Source organism: uncultured Metabacillus sp. (assembly GCF_947503125.1).
In the GTDB taxonomy this organism is placed as follows: domain Bacteria; phylum Bacillota; class Bacilli; order Bacillales; family Bacillaceae; genus Metabacillus.
Genome location: NZ_CANNCR010000071.1, coordinates 1 through 15,860 on the forward strand (window position 1 = coordinate 1; position 15,860 = coordinate 15,860).

Consider the following 15,860-nt stretch of genomic DNA (forward strand, 5'->3'; position numbering starts at 1 on the left):
GTAAGTCAACATCGAATCGCTATCGCTCTTCGTGTTTCCTTTATCTCATACGGAGTGCTCCAGTTCATACGTCGCTGAGCAAGACGCTTACGCATTTCAAAACAAAAAAGCCCACTCGTACCCATTTGATAGGGACGATGGACCGCGGTGCCACCCTACTTATTTCTTTAGTAGAAATCACTTAGATCTTTAACGCAAGATTACGTCTGTACGTACTAAAGTTTCTGCACAGAAGCTCAAAAGTCCATTCCATACACTTCATTACCTGTTCCCAGCAGCCACAGGCTCTCTTTAAATGATTGTTGTATGTACTAATCTTTGTCATAGCCAACTATTTTTTTACTTATTATAAGGAACGAAGCCATTTTTTGCAAATGATTTCAAGAAAAATGGGCTAACGATTGTAGTAAATAAAGAGAGCTATGAGCATGACAGCTAACATGAGGAGGCCGTTTCTTAGAAATGGTGAATAATGAAAGGTAATCATTTCAGAAATCGGCGTCATTTCTTGAATCTCATCTTTTGATAATTCCTTGCCTTTTGAAACAAACGTCCTCCGGAATCCATAGGTAATCCCGTCGAAGAATCCGCCTTTAACCGTCATCGTCAGGAGGGCAAGGAATAAAAATGAACCTGCAATAAAAAAGGAAATATTAATGAAATACAACAACGTTAATTTATGGTAAATGAGAAATGATAGTAAAATTGTTGCACATAAAGACAAAATAAAAAGCGTAAACGTTTTTGGGAGCAAATTTAACCATCCTCTTCCAATTATTCAATAAGAACTATTATATCAAAAGAAAGGAGTGGTTAAAAAGAGGTATAAAGTTATACTGGTAATACACTTTGAGTGGAAATTCACAAAAATCTCTATTAATTATGTCAAATGTTAATAGTTTATTAAGTAGAATATTGTTAGATTCTGTAACCCTTTACAAGTCAACGCGTTAAAGCGTTTTGTTGTGAAAATGGGAAAGGGTTACAAAAGTAACATAGGAAATTTGAACTATTTTTTTGTCTCGAATTCTTAATATTATTGCATTTGTGTAAATTTTATTAAAAAAATAAATGCATAATTGTTTGAATACTTGTATAATATTCGTTGTAAGTACAACTAGTACATAAATAAAAGGGAGGTCTATTAGTGAAAAAGTCGAAATATTTTCTACTTTTAGCTTTATCACTCGTTCTTAGCATGTTCTTAGCGGCATGTTATGGCGGAGGAGATGCTGGTCAAGAGACAGATACTGGCGGAGATAAAGGCAAAAAAGAGGCAGTACAAGAAATAACAGCTTTAGAATCACAAGCTATTCCTTCAATGGATAGCGTAATGGCTCAGGATACTGTTAGTTTCACTACATTAAATAATGTAATGGAAGGTTTATACCGTCTTGATCCAAAACAAGAAGTTGTTGAAGGTTTGGCTGAAGGTGAACCTGAAGTAAGTGAAGACGGAACAGTTTACACATTTAAATTAAGAGATGCGAAATGGTCAAATGGTGACCCTGTAACTGCACAAGATTTTGTTTATGCATGGCAGCGTGCCATCGATCCTAAAAATGCATCTCCTTATGGTCCATATATGATGGATGGAAAGATTAAAGGGGCTGCTGAAATTTCTGCAGCAGGTGCAGCGAAAAAAGAATACGATCTTAATACTTTAGGTGTTAAAGCAATCGATGATAAAACACTTGAAGTTACATTAGAAAGACCAATTCCATATTTTACATCGTTAATGGCATTCCCAACATTCTATCCGCAAAACCAAAAGTTTGTTGAAGAACAAGGTGAAAACTACGGGAAAACAGCTGAAAACTTAGTGTATAACGGCCCATTCGTTTTATCTGACTGGGGCGGAAGCACAGCTTCAGAATGGACATATTCCAAAAATGAAGATTACTGGGATGCTGAAACAGTTAAGCTAGAAAAAGTGCAATGGAACGTACTAAAAGATTCGCAATCTTCTGCAAATGCATTTGAAACTGGTGAAGCTGACGTTACTGGTAAACTTTCATCAGATATCGTACCTCAATATGAAGGTGATGATCGTTTAGTTACATGGTTAGAGCCTACAATTTTCTGGTTGAAATTTAACCAAAAAGAAAATGAAGCACTAAAAAATCCTGATATTCGTAAGGCGATTGCACAAGCAATTAACAAAGAGGATTATGTAAAAAGCGTATTAAACAATGGTTCAATTGTTGCAAACTATGCAGTACCACAAGAATTCGCGAAGAATCCTGAAACTGGAAAGGATTTCCGTGAGATCAATGGTAATGAATTACTCCCTTATGATGTAGAAGCAGCAAAAGCTTCTTGGGAAAAAGGCTTAGCTGCTTTAGGCACTGACACAGTTGAATTAAGATACTTAGGCGATGATACTGAAAGCGCCAAGAAAACAGCTGAATACATCAAAAACCAATTAGAAACAAATCTTCCTGGTTTGAAATTAAAAGTTGAAAGCGTGCCATTCAGCGTACGTTTAGATCGTGAAAATTCTCAGGATTATGATATTCGATTAGCTGGTTGGGGACCTGACTATCTTGATCCTATGACGTTCTCAGATTTATGGTTAACAGGCGGAGGAAACAATAAAATGGATTACTCCAACGAGCAATATGATAAGTTAGTAAAAGATGCGCAAACAACTTTAGCTCAAACACCAGTTGAGTATTATGAAGCTCTTGCTCAAGCAGAAAAAATCTTGCTTGAAGAAGATGCTGCGATTGCACCTCTTTATCAACGTTCATCTAACGTATTAGTAAATGAGAAAGTTGAAAACTTTACTTATCATTTAGTAGGACCTGAATATAGCTTTAAATGGACTTCAGTTAAATAAAAAGCAACAAGGTATGACAATGTCTTAATAAGTAAGAAAGAGAGTATATTTTTGTCAATATACTCTCTTTTCCCTTGTTGGGAAATTGTCGAACATTGTTGAAAATTCAAAATTCTTTAGGGGTGCACTCATATGGCGAAATATATTACTCAACGTATTATTTACATGATAATAACTCTATTTTTAATTGCCACGTTTACTTTTTTCCTCATGAAAATAATCCCTGGTACACCTTTTACGAATGCTGGTAAATTATCTGAAACACAACTTACCATCATGAAAGATAAGTATGGTCTGGATGAACCAGTTCCTGTTCAATATATGAACTATATGGTGAATTTGCTGAAAGGGGATTTAGGTGTTTCCTTTCAATTTGATAACGTTGGTGTGACAGAAATTCTCATGGATAGCATTGGACCATCGGCTGTACTTGGATTTCAAGCTATCTTATTCGGAACATTTTTTGGCATTATTCTTGGAGTAACGTCAGCGTTGCGCCAAAATACATGGGTGGATTATAGTTCAACGTTTCTTGCTGTATTAGGAAAGTCAATCCCATCCTTTGTTTTTGCGGGACTACTGCAATATTATATCGGAGTTAAATTAGGGTGGTTCCCAGTCGCGTTTTGGCGTGGTCCGGAATATTCCGTTATGCCAACAATTGCATTAGCAATGTTCCCGCTTGCAACAGCAGCAAGGTTTGTGAGAACGGAAATGATCGAGGTTTTAGAATCAGATTACATTACCCTTGCAAAGGCAAAAGGAGCAAGCTGGTTTGAAATTGCTTTTAAGCACGCGCTTCGAAATGCATTAATCCCGGTAATTACCGTTTTAGGACCATTAGTTGTTAGTTTAATGACTGGTTCATTAGTTATCGAAAAAATCTTCGGTATTCCGGGTCTTGGCGAGCAATTTGTTAAATCTATTACTGTAAATGATTACCCGGTTATAATGGGGACAACCATCTTATTTTCAGTCTTGTTCGTCGTTGTTATTTTAATTGTCGATCTACTATATGGAATCATTGATCCGCGGATTCGTTTAGCGGGAGGGAAAAAATAATGGCACAAGAAAAAATTTCAAAAGATATGTTTTCACCCGCGCAGTTAGATTCAAGTAAAAGTGAAAAGATCTCAAAACCAAGTTTAAACTACTGGCAGGACGCCTGGCTTCGTGTAAGAAAAAACAAAGGTGCCATCATTAGTTTAGTGATATTAGCCATCCTAACAATTATGGCTCTAGTAGGTCCCCATCTAACTGGACATGGTTATGATGAGCAAAATTTAAAGCATAATAACCTTCCCCCAAGAATTCCAGTTTTAGAGAATATAAGCTGGCTGCCGTTTGATGGTAATTTGGAAAAAAAGAACGGGGATGTCTATAATGCGTATGAGCAAAAGGAAGTCGATGAGTATTATTGGCTGGGTACTGACAGCTTAGGACGCGATTTATTTACACGTGTATGGAAAGGGACTCAAGTTTCTTTATATATTGCTGTTTTAGCTGCTGTAATTGACATGGTTATTGGTGTTTTATACGGAGCTATTTCCGGTTTTGTTGGCGGTAAAACAGATAATGTGATGCAACGTATCATCGAAATTTTGGTAGGAATTCCTAACCTGGTGGTTGTAATTTTAATGATTATTTTATTAGACCCGGGTATTTTATCCATTACCATTGCCTTGACAATCACTGGCTGGGTTGGTATGGCGAGGGTCGTTCGTGCCCAGGTTATGAAATTAAAGCAGCAGGAATATGTGCTGGCTGCAAGAACGCTTGGACTTTCAAATGGTAAAATCATTTGGAAACATCTGCTTCCAAACCTGGCAGGTGTTATTATAATCAATACTATGTTTACAATCCCGAATGCAATTTTCTTTGAAGCATTTTTAAGCTTTATTGGTCTTGGTTTACAGGCACCATTAGCATCACTGGGTACCTTGATTGATGATGGATTTAAGGTTCTTCAACTTTACCCATATCAAATGATTATACCCGCAATTATTATCAGTTTAATTATGATCTGTTTTAATATGATTGCAGATGGACTACGCGACGCATTAGATCCGAAAATGCGTGACTAGAAAAGGCAGGTGAAGGATAAATGGAAAAAATGTTAGAAGTAAAAGACTTGCACATTTCATTCCATACGTTTTCAGGAGAAGTGCAGGCAATTCGTGGTGTTAATTTTGATTTGTTAAAAGGAGAGACACTAGCAATCGTTGGGGAATCAGGTTCAGGGAAATCTGTCACAACGAAAGCGATTATGCGTCTACTACCTGAATCAAATTCTGAAATTAAGAATGGTCAAATCCTTTTTCAAGGAAAAGATTTAGCGAAATTATCCGGAAAAGAGATGCAAAAAATTCGCGGTAAAGACATATCGATGATTTTTCAGGATCCAATGACATCGTTAAACCCAACGATGAAAGTGGGAAAACAAATTATTGAGCCGATTGTAAAACATCAAAAATTGAGCAAGGCTGCTGCGAAAGAGCGTGCGATTGATTTGCTTCGACTCGTTGGGATTCCTCAGCCTGAACAGCGCTTTAACCAATACCCTCACCAATTTTCGGGCGGGATGAGACAAAGGGTGGTTATTGCGATCGCTCTTGCATGTAATCCAAAGGTGTTAATTGCCGATGAGCCAACAACAGCTTTAGATGTAACGATCCAAGCGCAAATTTTGGAGCTTATGAAGGATTTGCAGAAGAAAATTGATACGTCAATTATTTTTATTACGCATGATCTTGGTGTTGTAGCAAATGTAGCAGACCGCGTTGCTGTTATGTACGGCGGGAAGATTATTGAAATTGGTACGGTTGACGAGATTTTCTATAACCCGCAGCATCCATATACATGGGGCTTAATTAGTTCAATGCCAAGTCTTGACAGCGAAGACGAAGAGCTATACGCCATACCTGGTACGCCGCCAGATCTATTAGATCCTCCAAAGGGAGATGCGTTTGCACCTCGTAATGAATATGCGATGAAAATTGATCTGGAACAGCAGCCGCCAATGTTTAAGGTTTCTGATACACATTATGCTGCAACATGGCTGCTTCATCCGGATGCGCCAAAGGTTGAACCGCCTGCTGCAGTAAAACGGCGTCAGCGTCAATTCCCTGAGATAAAGGAGGGAAAATAAGATGGCGAAACAGGAAAAATTAGTTGAAATAAAAAATTTAAAGCAATATTTTAATGTGGGAAAGCCAAATGAGGTAAAAGCGGTTGATAATGTTTCCTTTGATATTTTTAAAGGTGAAACATTAGGCTTGGTTGGCGAATCAGGATGCGGAAAATCGACAACTGGAAGAACGATCATTCGTTTATATGATGCGACCGATGGTGAGGTTTTATATAACGGAGTCAATGTTCACGGAAAGAAATCAAAAGCACAGCTTAAAGAATTTAACCGTAAAATGCAGATGATTTTCCAAGATCCGCAAGCCTCTTTGAATCCGAGAATGAAGGTTTCAGATATTATTGCCGAGGGAATCGATATTCACGGTTTGGCTAAATCGAAAGCAGATCGGATGAAGCGTGTCATTGAATTGCTTGAAACAGTTGGATTAAATAAAGAGCATGCTAACCGTTACCCGCATGAATTTAGCGGCGGACAACGTCAGCGTATCGGGATAGCCCGTGCTCTAGCAGTAGAACCTGAATTTATCATTGCCGATGAACCGATTTCTGCACTGGATGTTTCGATTCAAGCACAGGTGGTTAACCTGATGAAAAAGCTTCAAAAGGAAAAAGGGCTAACCCATTTATTCATTGCCCATGACCTCTCCATGGTTAAATATATAAGCGATCGTATCGGTGTTATGTATTTCGGAAAATTAGTTGAGCTTGCAGATGCGGATGAGCTTTACAGCAATCCAATTCACCCATATACACAATCATTATTATCTGCGATTCCACTACCGGATCCAGATTACGAACGCACCCGTGTAAGAAAGTCCTATAATCCAAGTCAACACAATTATAAACCAGAAGACAAAGTAGAATTCCGTGAAATCAAACCAGGTCACTTTGTCATGTGTTCCCAAGCGGAATTTGAACAATATAAAAAGCAATATTCATAATGATTGAAAAGGCTGCCTTATTAGAAAAAGGCAGCTTTTTATATTAATTTGAGTGGTTCAATACAATTAGCTAGTGGAATATTCTAAGAGCAGGTAGTCAATTCCTATAGAAGTTTCAACTATATCAGCGGAAATTTTAACATATCGGCGAGAAATCGAATATATCGGCCGGAATCTCAGAAATATCGGCGCAAAATCGAATATATCGGCGGAATCTCAGAAATATCAGCGAAAATCCCAATTTATCAAACGAACCTCAAAAAGATCAGCTAAATCAAAGTCCTAGCTACTAAATCATTTCTCCCCCAAGTTCAAGCTATAAGCTTCTCTCCATCAAAGAACCACGAAGGTAAAATATTTCCATGTTTATTCCAAAAAAAAGAAGGGTATATCTAAACATGGGAGAATTTATTAAAGATAAGGGAGTCGATTTATGAACTGGTATGAGAAGTTAAATCAGTATTTTCCCATTGAAGAAATGAAATCAAAAGAGCATATGGAAGCTTTGCTTAAAGAGAGAGCTGATATTTATCATAAGGATGAGGGCAAGAACCATGTGATGATGTATGCCGAGCTTGATGATTTTATTTTTATCGATTACATTTTTGTTTCAAAGGATGCCCGTGGCGAAGGACTTGGACATAAGCTGCTGGAAAAGCTGAAGAAAAAAGGGAAGCCAATCATTCTTGAGGTAGAACCTGTTAATTATGAAGACTCTGATACAGAGAAAAGATTAAAGTTTTATCAAAGAGAAGGTTTTAAGCACGCTGATTCAATAGGCTATGAGCGACGTTCTTTAGCGACAAATGAAGTGAACAAAATGGAAATTCTTTATTGGGCTCCACAAAAAGAGTCAGAAAAAGATATATATGACGCCATGATTAAAACATATAAGATGATTCATACATATAAGGATAAGGAGCTTTATGGGGAGTCATATCAGCCTGCAGCCGAGGTGTTGACCTTAGATGGGGAAGGGAAAAACAAGAACATTTTCGATGAGTTAAGTTAATTGAGAATGGGATTTGGATTGAAATGAAGTGAAGTTCATTTTCTAATTCAAATTTTTTTAAAAAACCACTCCTTCACAAACCCAGTATTTTTAAGGATTATTAATGAATGTAATGGTTTTGTCACACTTTTAATTTAATTTCTATATGCATACTTACTTTTTTATAGTATAATCAAAATATAATTTCTTATTTAAAGTAATTTCAATTTCTATACACTTTTTAGTTGATGTAACTCATTCTATAATTAGAGGAGTGAAGGATGAATGGTAACATTATATACATCACCAAGTTGTACTTCATGCAGAAAGGCAAAAGCTTGGTTGGAAGAACATGATATAGCATATATTGAACGAAATATTTTCTCTGAGCCTTTAACGATTCAAGAAATTAAAGAAATTTTAAGAATGACTGAGGACGGTACAGATGAAATTATTTCAACTCGTTCGAAGATTTTCCAAAAATTAAATATCAATTTAGAGTCAATGCCGCTGCAAGACTTGTACAATCTTATTCAAGAAAATCCTGGTCTATTGCGACGTCCGATCATTATTGATGAAAAGAGACTTCAAGTGGGTTACAACGAAGATGAAATTCGCCGTTTTCTACCACGTCGAGTTCGTACATTTCAGCTTAAAGAAGCACAGCGCTTAGTAAATTAATTATACCAATAAGAGGCACTATCTAACGAATGTAAACTTAACCTCAGCATGATATAATGGCGATATCAGGTTAACTTAGTTTATTCAGTAGATTTGCCTCTTTTTTCATTTATTCGCTTTTTTGATCACGGAACAATTGTTGGTAAAGCATACCGCCCAAAAGGATAAAGGCTGTTGTTAAATAAGGTAAGCTATGTGCCAATAGTGGATGTGACATGTAAAGGGAATCTAGTTGATCTTCTTGTGCCATCATCTTTCCCGCTGTAAGTGCAAGCAAACCTCCGCCAACATAAATGAGCATCGGGTACTTAGTCAACAGCGTAAGCACCATTTTGCTACCCCATATAATGATAGGTATAGAGATTAGTAAGCCAATCGCTACAAGCATCATATGCCCTTGGGCAGCCCCAGCAACCGCAATAACATTGTCAAATCCCATTAATAAATCAGCAATAACAATTGTTTGAATAGCTTTCCAAAGCGAGTGATGACTTTTGATGTTATTTGTATGATCCTCTTTACCAGTAATTAAATGGAAGGCAATATACAAGAGGAAAATACCGCCAACAAGCTGTAAGAAAGGGATTTCTAATAAATAAACAGCAATTAATGTAATAAAGATTCTAAAGACAATAGCAAACATAGTCCCTAATATAATCGCTTTATTTCGCTGATGAACGGGTAAATTACGACATGCCATGGCAATAACAACGGCATTATCTGCGCCAAGTACAAGGTCAATTCCAATGATCGCTAATAAAGCTAAAAGAAAATCCTGTTCCATGCGTAAACCCTCTTTCAGGTTATTGACTGCTCGTACATGTATATGAACATAATGAAAAAATATGAGTACAAATCAATATAGGTAAAATAACTGTTTTTGTAAATTCGGAGTTTTTTTATTTCCTTTAAGAGCGTTTTATCATAAAATAGGAGTACAAGATTCTTACACCATTGAAGGTTTTGAATAAAGTGTGGTATTTCCTTTAATTTGTTAAGGTTATGCCGACATACTTTCTCTTTATCCGCGATTAAATTAAGCGCATTTTGGGTAAAGTGTAGTAAAGTACAACTGCCCTAGAAGGGGGTTGTCCCTTCAACATCTCATATAGAAGGGAAGGTTTTAGTTAATGGAAATCGAACGTATTAACGAAAATACCGTTAAGTTTTATATTTCGTATTTAGATATAGAAGAGCGTGGTTTTGACCGTGATGAAATATGGTACAATCGCGATCGCAGTGAAGAGCTTTTCTGGGAAATGATGGATGAGGTTCATGAGGAAGAGGACTTTATGGTTGAAGGCCCTCTTTGGATTCAAGTACAGGCGCTTGATAAAGGCTTGGAGGTCATTGTAACGAAGGCTCAAGTGTCAAAGGACGGGCAAAAGCTTGAACTTCCCATTTCAGATGATAAGTTAAAAGAGCTGCCTGTTGATGAAAATATCGAATCGTTATTAGAACATCACTTTAATAAATCAGATGATTCAGACGATGGTCAATCAGATGATTTCGAGCACCAACTGCAATTTGTCTTTATATTTAATGATCTGGAAAATATTATTTCTTTGTCTAAATATTCGCTGCCAGCTGGAATGACGAATCATTTATATTCACTTGACCAAAATTATTATTTATTTATTGAGTTTGATGATGAAGCTCTTGATGAGGAAATCGAGACTACGTTGAGTATCATACTCGAATATGGACAAGAGTCAAAAGTGACGATTCACCGCCTCGAAGAATACGGTAAAGAAATTGCAAAAGACCATGCACTAAAGGTTATAAAGCAATATTTTTCATAAGCAAAAGTCGATTTCAATTTGAAATCGGCTTTTTTTATAGGGATACGAAAGATTTTTCATTAGTTCTCCAAAGGACATGACACAAACTATCCGTTAAGTATGACATCTAACTTGATTGAAGTCTTACTTTAATACTGAATAGATATAAAGCAATAAATAAAAACTATAGATAATAAAAACAACACGATTACATACTAAGTTCAGTTAGTTCGTTTCATCAAAATAAAGGAAGTAAGAATAAGAAAATAAGCAGGGTGAAACCATGAAAAATAAATTCCGTTTACTGCTATTTATTGCAGTGATTGCTTCCGTCATCATACTTACTAAAAACCTTTGGGGAGAGCTTGTTGTTGGTACAGTAAGTGTCCTCTTCACTTTGTCAGTTGTTTTTATTTGCATTGTCATTTTTCTGGAAAATCGTCATCCTTCCTATACTCTAACATGGCTGGTTGTTTTAGGGGCATTTCCATTAGTTGGCTTCTTTTTTTATTTGTTTTTTGGGAGAAATGTTAAGAAAAGACGGTTATTTGCAAGGAAAGCATTAACTGATGAAAAAGCCTTTTTAGAAATTGAAGGTAATCGATCCTCGTATCAAGATAAGATGAAGCATATGGGTGAGCATCAGCAATTGTTATTTAAGCTGGCACATCGATTAGGACATAGTCCCATTTCATTTGGAACGAAAACAAAAGCACTAACTGATGGAATTGAAACATTTGAGCATATTTTTCGAGAATTAAAAAAGGCGAAGCATCATATCCATCTTGAATATTATATTGTCAGGCATGACCAAGTCGGCCAAAAACTAAAGGAAGTTTTGATTGAAAAAGTGAATGAGGGGGTGGAGGTACGCTTCCTCTATGATTCTGTTGGCTGTTGGAAATTGTCTAAAAATTATATCAGAGATTTGAATAAATCAGGTGTTGAAATGATTCCGTTTTTACCTGTTCGCATTCCTCTATTGAATAATAAAATTAACTTTCGTAATCATCGGAAAATCATCGTCATTGACGGGACAGTCGGCTTTGTAGGCGGCTTAAATGTGGGAGATGAGTACTTAGGAAAGAACAGCCATTTTGGTTATTGGCGTGATACGCATCTTTTACTTAAAGGGGAAGCTGTTCGAACACTGCAAATGATCTTTTTACAGGATTGGTATTACATGACGAATAAAAAGCTGTCATCTCCTACATATTTAACGAACTTATTAGATAAGCCGGAGCAAACAGGTGGTGTTCAGTTGATTGCAGGAGGGCCGGATAACAAATGGGATGTGATCAAAAATCTATTTTTTTCGATGATTATTTCTGCAAAAAAATCAATTTGGATTGCTTCTCCCTATTTTGTACCTGATGAAGATATTCTTTCAGCATTAAAAGTTGCCGCACTCAGCGGAATTGATGTCAGACTGCTTGTACCGTATCGTCCTGATAAAAAAATTGTTTATTATGCGTCCAGGTCGTATTTTCCTGAGCTTCTTGATGCAGGGGCTAAGGTTTATGAATATACAAAAGGGTTCATGCATAGCAAAATTATCATTGTGGATTATGAGCTTGCATCAATCGGAACATCCAATATGGATATGCGAAGCTTTCATTTGAATTTTGAGGTGAACGCCTTTTTATATCGGACTGCAAGTACTCAAAAGCTAGTTGATGAATTTATAAAGGATATAGAGCAATCAAAGGAAATCATCTTGGAGGAATACGCAAAACGTGCCTTTTATAAAAAGCTCTTCGAATCAACAGCAAGACTATTATCCCCATTGCTATAAATGGGGATAATTCCTTATTTTGCCCCTTTTTTAAAGAAGAAAATACATTTTCTGCAATTTGATGTAAACGGTGAGGTGTGGATAATAAAATGCATACATAGGGAGGAGTGATGTATGCTTGTTTGTAGCTTACGATGAGAAAGGTATTCTTATCAATGTTGCTGAAAAAAAGTGGTCAAAAGAAAGATTAATCAAGTTAAGAGAAAACAAGACATTTCGTTGTCCGACTTGTTCAAATGAAATGGAATTAAAAATAGGATCAATTATTACCGCTCATTTTGCCCATAAAAAATTAACCGAATGTCGGGTGAAGGGTGAACCTGAAAGTATATATCATATGCAAGGAAAACAAGATTTATTTGCATGGCTGAATATGCAACAAAAGCTTGCAGAGGTTCAGTTAGAGCCATATCTCCATGAGATTAAGCAACGGCCGGACTTATTATTTTTAAATGGTGATGAATGGAATGCGATTGAATTTCAGTGCTCTACAATTGATTCCAGCTTATTTTATAAAAGAACGAAAAGCTATCTGGAAGCAAATATGGATGTCCTTTGGATATTGGGGGCCAAAGCACTTAAAAGAACGGGGATGGTGTCATTTCAGCTTACTCCCTTTCAGTGGCTTTTTACAAGGATGAAAAATCCAGATGATCCGCTTACTCTTTTTTCTTACTGTTCAAACCTTAAATCCTTTATTATCCTGAATTCGATTATTCCATTTTCTTCACGTTCGGTTATTGCAAACCATCAAACCTATCCCCTTTGTTCAACCTCTTATTTTGAGCTTCAGAATCAGCATGCAAATAAAAGAAAGCTCATGACAGCTTGGCTAAATAAGATCAAACGACTTCGTGTTCAGGCAATTAGCTTTAAAGGAAAAGATGTTGCAGCGATTAATCACTTCCTGTACAAGACAAAGCAATTGCCTCTTTCTCATTTGTCTTCCCTTGCTTTTCTTCCGCTTCATTCCAATTATTTAATAGAATCACCAGTTTATGTATGGCAAGGTTGGATTCTGCTATATATTGAGAGCATTCCACTTCATGACACGTTTACTTACCATGGTGTGTATCAGTATATGGCTAGGAAAGTGAGAGAAGGAATCTTAACGATTCGTCATTTACCACATATTGACCTCGATTACTCCTTTGCGCTTAAAGATTATTTGCTCAAGCTATGCGGATTTTCAATCATTAAACAGCAGCAAAAGAACGTATTCTTCAAGGAAAGAAACATACATTGGACAACGAGCTTGAACGAATTATTGAAAACAGATGAAGAGATCGTGGGGAGACTTTTCTAGTAATCATCCATCCATGAATAGCAATTTATTTTTTGAACAAATTAAAAGGGAGATATTAACAAAGAGGTGGTCATATGTTTAATAAGAGACGAAGAAGAAATCCATTTCTTTTCACTGTTTCAATGTTAGGAGCTGGTGCTGCAGCTTTCTATTTGACAAAAGAAGCCAGACAGGGTCAAGATAGAGATAACACCATTTATTCATACTCACCTGATCATCCGGTGGATTACAGCCGAAATGAAGGTTAATTGGCTTATGCGGAGAGCATTGATGATTGGGGGATGGGTATGAAGCACAAAAGAATGTTACTTCTTGTGACAGCACTTACAATCATGAGCTGTACCAATACAAGCTCCGCATTTGCAATTCATTCTAAAGGGGGAAGCGCAATGGCCGAACAAACAGCAGTTAAAAAACTACCAACTAGAAGTGAAATTAAACAAGAGGATACCTGGAGATTAGAGGATATCTTCGCAACGGACGAAGCGTGGGAGAAGGAATTTGATGAGGTTAAAGCCGCGTTGCCGAAGCTTGGTGATTTTAAAGGAAAGCTTGGTGACAGCGCAACTGCGTTATTTGAGGCACTCTCGTATCAAGATCAAGTAATGGAGCGTCTTGGCAAACTTTATACATATGCACACATGAGATATGATCAAGACACGACAAATTCTAAATACCAAGCATTAAATGATCGGGCAAGAAATTTATACACACAAGCATCAAGCTTAAGCTCCTATATTGTTCCAGAGCTTTTATCGATTGATGAGGCAAAAATTAAACAATTCATCGATGAAAAAGAAGAGCTAAAGCTTTATGAACATTCTCTTGATGAAATCAATCGTCAAAGACCGCATGTTCTTTCTGCTGAGCAAGAGGAATTATTAGCACAAGCCTCAGAGGTATTAGGCTCCTCAAGCAATACTTTTGGCATGCTTAACAATGCAGACCTTACATTTCCGACCATAAAGGATGAAAATGGTGAGGAAGTTGAAATCACCCATGGCCGGTATATTCGTTTCTTAGAAAGTGAAGACCGCAGAGTAAGAGAAGATGCCTTTAAAGCGGTTTATAAAACATATGGTGATTTTAAAAATACATTTGCCAGCACCTTAAGCGGACAAGTAAAAAAGGATAATTTCAGCGCGAAAGTAAGACATTACGATTCAGCAAGACATGCTGCATTAAGCAGTGATAATATTCCTGAATCTGTTTATGAAAATTTAATTAGTACGGTTCACAAAAATCTTGATCTCCTGCAGCGTTATGTGAAGCTTCGTAAAGAGGTATTGAAGCTTGATGATGTTCATATGTATGATCTTTATACACCGCTTGTGAAAGATATTAAGATGGAAGTAACCTATGATGAGGCAAAGGAATATATCCTGAAAGGACTTGAGCCTTTAGGGGAAGAGTATATTTCGATTTTAAAAGAAGGCTTTGAAAATCGTTGGGTTGATATTCATGAGAATAAAGGGAAAAGAAGCGGTGCCTATTCATCTGGTGCATATGGAACAAATCCTTATATTCTTATGAACTGGCAGGATAATGTCAATAATTTATTTACTCTTGCTCATGAATTCGGCCATTCTGTGCATAGCTACTACACACGGAAACATCAGCCATATCCATATGGAAATTACTCAATTTTTGTCGCAGAGGTTGCCTCAACCTGTAATGAAGCTTTATTAAATGATTATTTATTAAATACAATTGAGGATGAAAAAGAACGCCTTTATCTTCTAAATCACTTCCTGGAAGGCTTTAGAGGAACAGTTTTCCGCCAAACTATGTTTGCTGAATTTGAACATATTATTCATCAAAAGGCTCAGGACGGAGAACCGTTAACACCTGAGCTTCTGACACAAATCTATTATGATTTAAACAAAAAATACTTTGGTGAAGATATTGTTGTGGATGAAGAGATTGGTTTAGAATGGGCAAGAATTCCTCATTTCTACTACAATTATTATGTGTATCAATATGCAACAGGCTATAGTGCTGCAACAGCCTTAAGCAAGCAGATCCTAGAAGAAGGCCAGCCGGCAGTTGATCGTTATATTGAATTCTTAAAAGCGGGCAGCTCCGATTATCCGATTGAGGTTCTGAAAAAAGCAGGTGTGGATATGACTTCATCTGCACCAATTGAAGAAGCTTGTAAAGTATTCGAAGAAAAGCTTAATGAAATGGAAGAGCTTTTAGCCAAGGTAAATAATTAATAAAAAGAAAAGGAATGCGGCAAAAATGCCGCATTCCTTTTCACGCTGATAAAATTGGAAACCCGCCGATAAAATCAGAAAAATCGGTTTGGCCCCCTTATTTTGGACACCAATCTTTTGTTTTCTCGTTCTCTCTTAGTTTTTCATTTTCTGTTTTTCC

14 protein-coding genes and 1 other annotated feature are annotated in these 15,860 nt (G+C 36.7%); of the genes, 12 read left to right on the plus strand and 2 right to left on the minus strand.

Translation table 11 applies throughout. From position 1 onward, the window contains the following. Positions 1-127: 127 nt before the first annotated feature. Positions 128-334: a binding site (T-box leader), on the minus strand. 60 nt (positions 335-394) lie between these two features. Further along, positions 395-754 (minus strand): DUF3899 domain-containing protein, encoded by a 360-nt coding sequence (locus tag Q1B07_RS23515; protein WP_299092589.1) that lies wholly within the window; start codon positions 752-754, stop codon positions 395-397. Between the two features lie 393 nt (positions 755-1,147). Here Q1B07_RS23515 and Q1B07_RS23520 point away from each other — a divergent pair, with 393 nt between their 5' ends. The 7 genes from Q1B07_RS23520 to spxA all read left to right on the plus strand — a co-directional run bounded on the left by Q1B07_RS23520 (position 1,148) and on the right by spxA (position 8,602). After that, positions 1,148-2,842, plus strand: a complete 1,695-nt coding sequence (locus Q1B07_RS23520) for a peptide ABC transporter substrate-binding protein (RefSeq protein WP_299833897.1) — start codon at positions 1,148-1,150, stop codon at positions 2,840-2,842. Positions 2,843-2,974: 132 nt separating this feature from the next. Next, on the plus strand, positions 2,975-3,904 hold the full coding sequence (gene opp3b / locus Q1B07_RS23525) for an oligopeptide ABC transporter permease (RefSeq protein ID WP_299833900.1): 930 nt from the start codon (positions 2,975-2,977) through the stop codon (positions 3,902-3,904). Beyond that, a complete protein-coding gene (gene opp3C, locus Q1B07_RS23530) occupies positions 3,904-4,926 on the plus strand; it encodes an oligopeptide ABC transporter permease (protein ID WP_299092583.1) in 1,023 nt (340 codons plus the stop codon). Before opp3b ends, opp3C begins: the two co-directional genes overlap by 1 nt. 20 nt (positions 4,927-4,946) lie before the next feature. Then, positions 4,947-5,990: an ABC transporter ATP-binding protein gene (locus Q1B07_RS23535; protein ID WP_299092581.1), complete on the plus strand. Its 1,044-nt coding sequence runs from the start codon at positions 4,947-4,949 to the stop codon at positions 5,988-5,990. 1 nt (position 5,991) lies between these two features. After that, on the plus strand, positions 5,992-6,930 hold the full coding sequence (locus tag Q1B07_RS23540) for an ATP-binding cassette domain-containing protein (protein ID WP_299833904.1): 939 nt from the start codon (positions 5,992-5,994) through the stop codon (positions 6,928-6,930). 433 nt (positions 6,931-7,363) lie between these two features. Beyond that, positions 7,364-7,942 carry a GNAT family N-acetyltransferase gene (locus tag Q1B07_RS23545; RefSeq protein WP_299092579.1) on the plus strand — a complete coding sequence of 193 codons (579 nt, stop codon included), beginning with the start codon at positions 7,364-7,366 and terminating at the stop codon, positions 7,940-7,942. Between the two features lie 264 nt (positions 7,943-8,206). Beyond that, on the plus strand, positions 8,207-8,602 hold the full coding sequence (gene spxA / locus Q1B07_RS23550) for a transcriptional regulator SpxA (RefSeq protein ID WP_299092578.1): 396 nt from the start codon (positions 8,207-8,209) through the stop codon (positions 8,600-8,602). Between the two features lie 109 nt (positions 8,603-8,711). Here the strand turns inward: spxA and Q1B07_RS23555 are convergent, their stop codons facing one another. Continuing rightward, complete coding sequence (locus Q1B07_RS23555) at positions 8,712-9,386, minus strand: TerC family protein (RefSeq protein ID WP_299092577.1); 675 nt, start codon at positions 9,384-9,386, stop codon at positions 8,712-8,714. 346 nt (positions 9,387-9,732) lie between these two features. On the opposite strand from Q1B07_RS23555, the gene mecA reads away from it, so the two are divergent. From mecA to pepF, 5 genes are all read left to right on the plus strand, one after another. After that, entirely contained in the window at positions 9,733-10,404 is a 672-nt protein-coding gene (gene mecA, locus Q1B07_RS23560) for an adaptor protein MecA (RefSeq protein ID WP_299092576.1), read from the plus strand. A gap of 262 nt (positions 10,405-10,666) precedes the next feature. Further along, a complete protein-coding gene (gene cls / locus Q1B07_RS23565; protein WP_299092575.1) occupies positions 10,667-12,178 on the plus strand; it encodes a cardiolipin synthase in 1,512 nt (503 codons plus the stop codon). Positions 12,179-12,296: 118 nt separating this feature from the next. Continuing rightward, positions 12,297-13,484 carry a competence protein CoiA family protein gene (locus Q1B07_RS23570; RefSeq protein WP_299092573.1) on the plus strand — a complete coding sequence of 396 codons (1,188 nt, stop codon included), beginning with the start codon at positions 12,297-12,299 and terminating at the stop codon, positions 13,482-13,484. A 74-nt stretch (positions 13,485-13,558) separates the two neighbouring features. Beyond that, complete coding sequence (locus Q1B07_RS23575) at positions 13,559-13,732, plus strand: hypothetical protein (protein ID WP_299092572.1); 174 nt, start codon at positions 13,559-13,561, stop codon at positions 13,730-13,732. 141 nt (positions 13,733-13,873) lie between these two features. Beyond that, positions 13,874-15,700, plus strand: a complete 1,827-nt coding sequence (gene pepF, locus Q1B07_RS23580) for an oligoendopeptidase F (RefSeq protein ID WP_299092594.1) — start codon at positions 13,874-13,876, stop codon at positions 15,698-15,700. The last annotated feature ends 160 nt before the right edge of the window (positions 15,701-15,860 follow it).

Bases quoted from the DNA above. Each gene is read 5' to 3' on its own strand.
- opp3b (WP_299833900.1), top strand. From the start codon at position 2,975: ATGGCGAAATATATTACTCAACGTATTATTTACATGATAATAACTCTA.
- mecA (WP_299092576.1), top strand. From the start codon at position 9,733: ATGGAAATCGAACGTATTAACGAAAATACCGTTAAGTTTTATATTTCG.
- pepF (WP_299092594.1), top strand. From the start codon at position 13,874: ATGGCCGAACAAACAGCAGTTAAAAAACTACCAACTAGAAGTGAAATT.
- Q1B07_RS23545 (WP_299092579.1), top strand. From the start codon at position 7,364: ATGAACTGGTATGAGAAGTTAAATCAGTATTTTCCCATTGAAGAAATG.
- cls (WP_299092575.1), top strand. From the start codon at position 10,667: ATGAAAAATAAATTCCGTTTACTGCTATTTATTGCAGTGATTGCTTCC.
- Q1B07_RS23540 (WP_299833904.1), top strand. From the start codon at position 5,992: ATGGCGAAACAGGAAAAATTAGTTGAAATAAAAAATTTAAAGCAATAT.
- opp3C (WP_299092583.1), top strand. From the start codon at position 3,904: ATGGCACAAGAAAAAATTTCAAAAGATATGTTTTCACCCGCGCAGTTA.
- Q1B07_RS23535 (WP_299092581.1), top strand. From the start codon at position 4,947: ATGGAAAAAATGTTAGAAGTAAAAGACTTGCACATTTCATTCCATACG.
- Q1B07_RS23555 (WP_299092577.1), bottom strand. From the start codon at position 9,386: ATGGAACAGGATTTTCTTTTAGCTTTATTAGCGATCATTGGAATTGAC.
- Q1B07_RS23575 (WP_299092572.1), top strand. From the start codon at position 13,559: ATGTTTAATAAGAGACGAAGAAGAAATCCATTTCTTTTCACTGTTTCA.
- spxA (WP_299092578.1), top strand. From the start codon at position 8,207: ATGGTAACATTATATACATCACCAAGTTGTACTTCATGCAGAAAGGCA.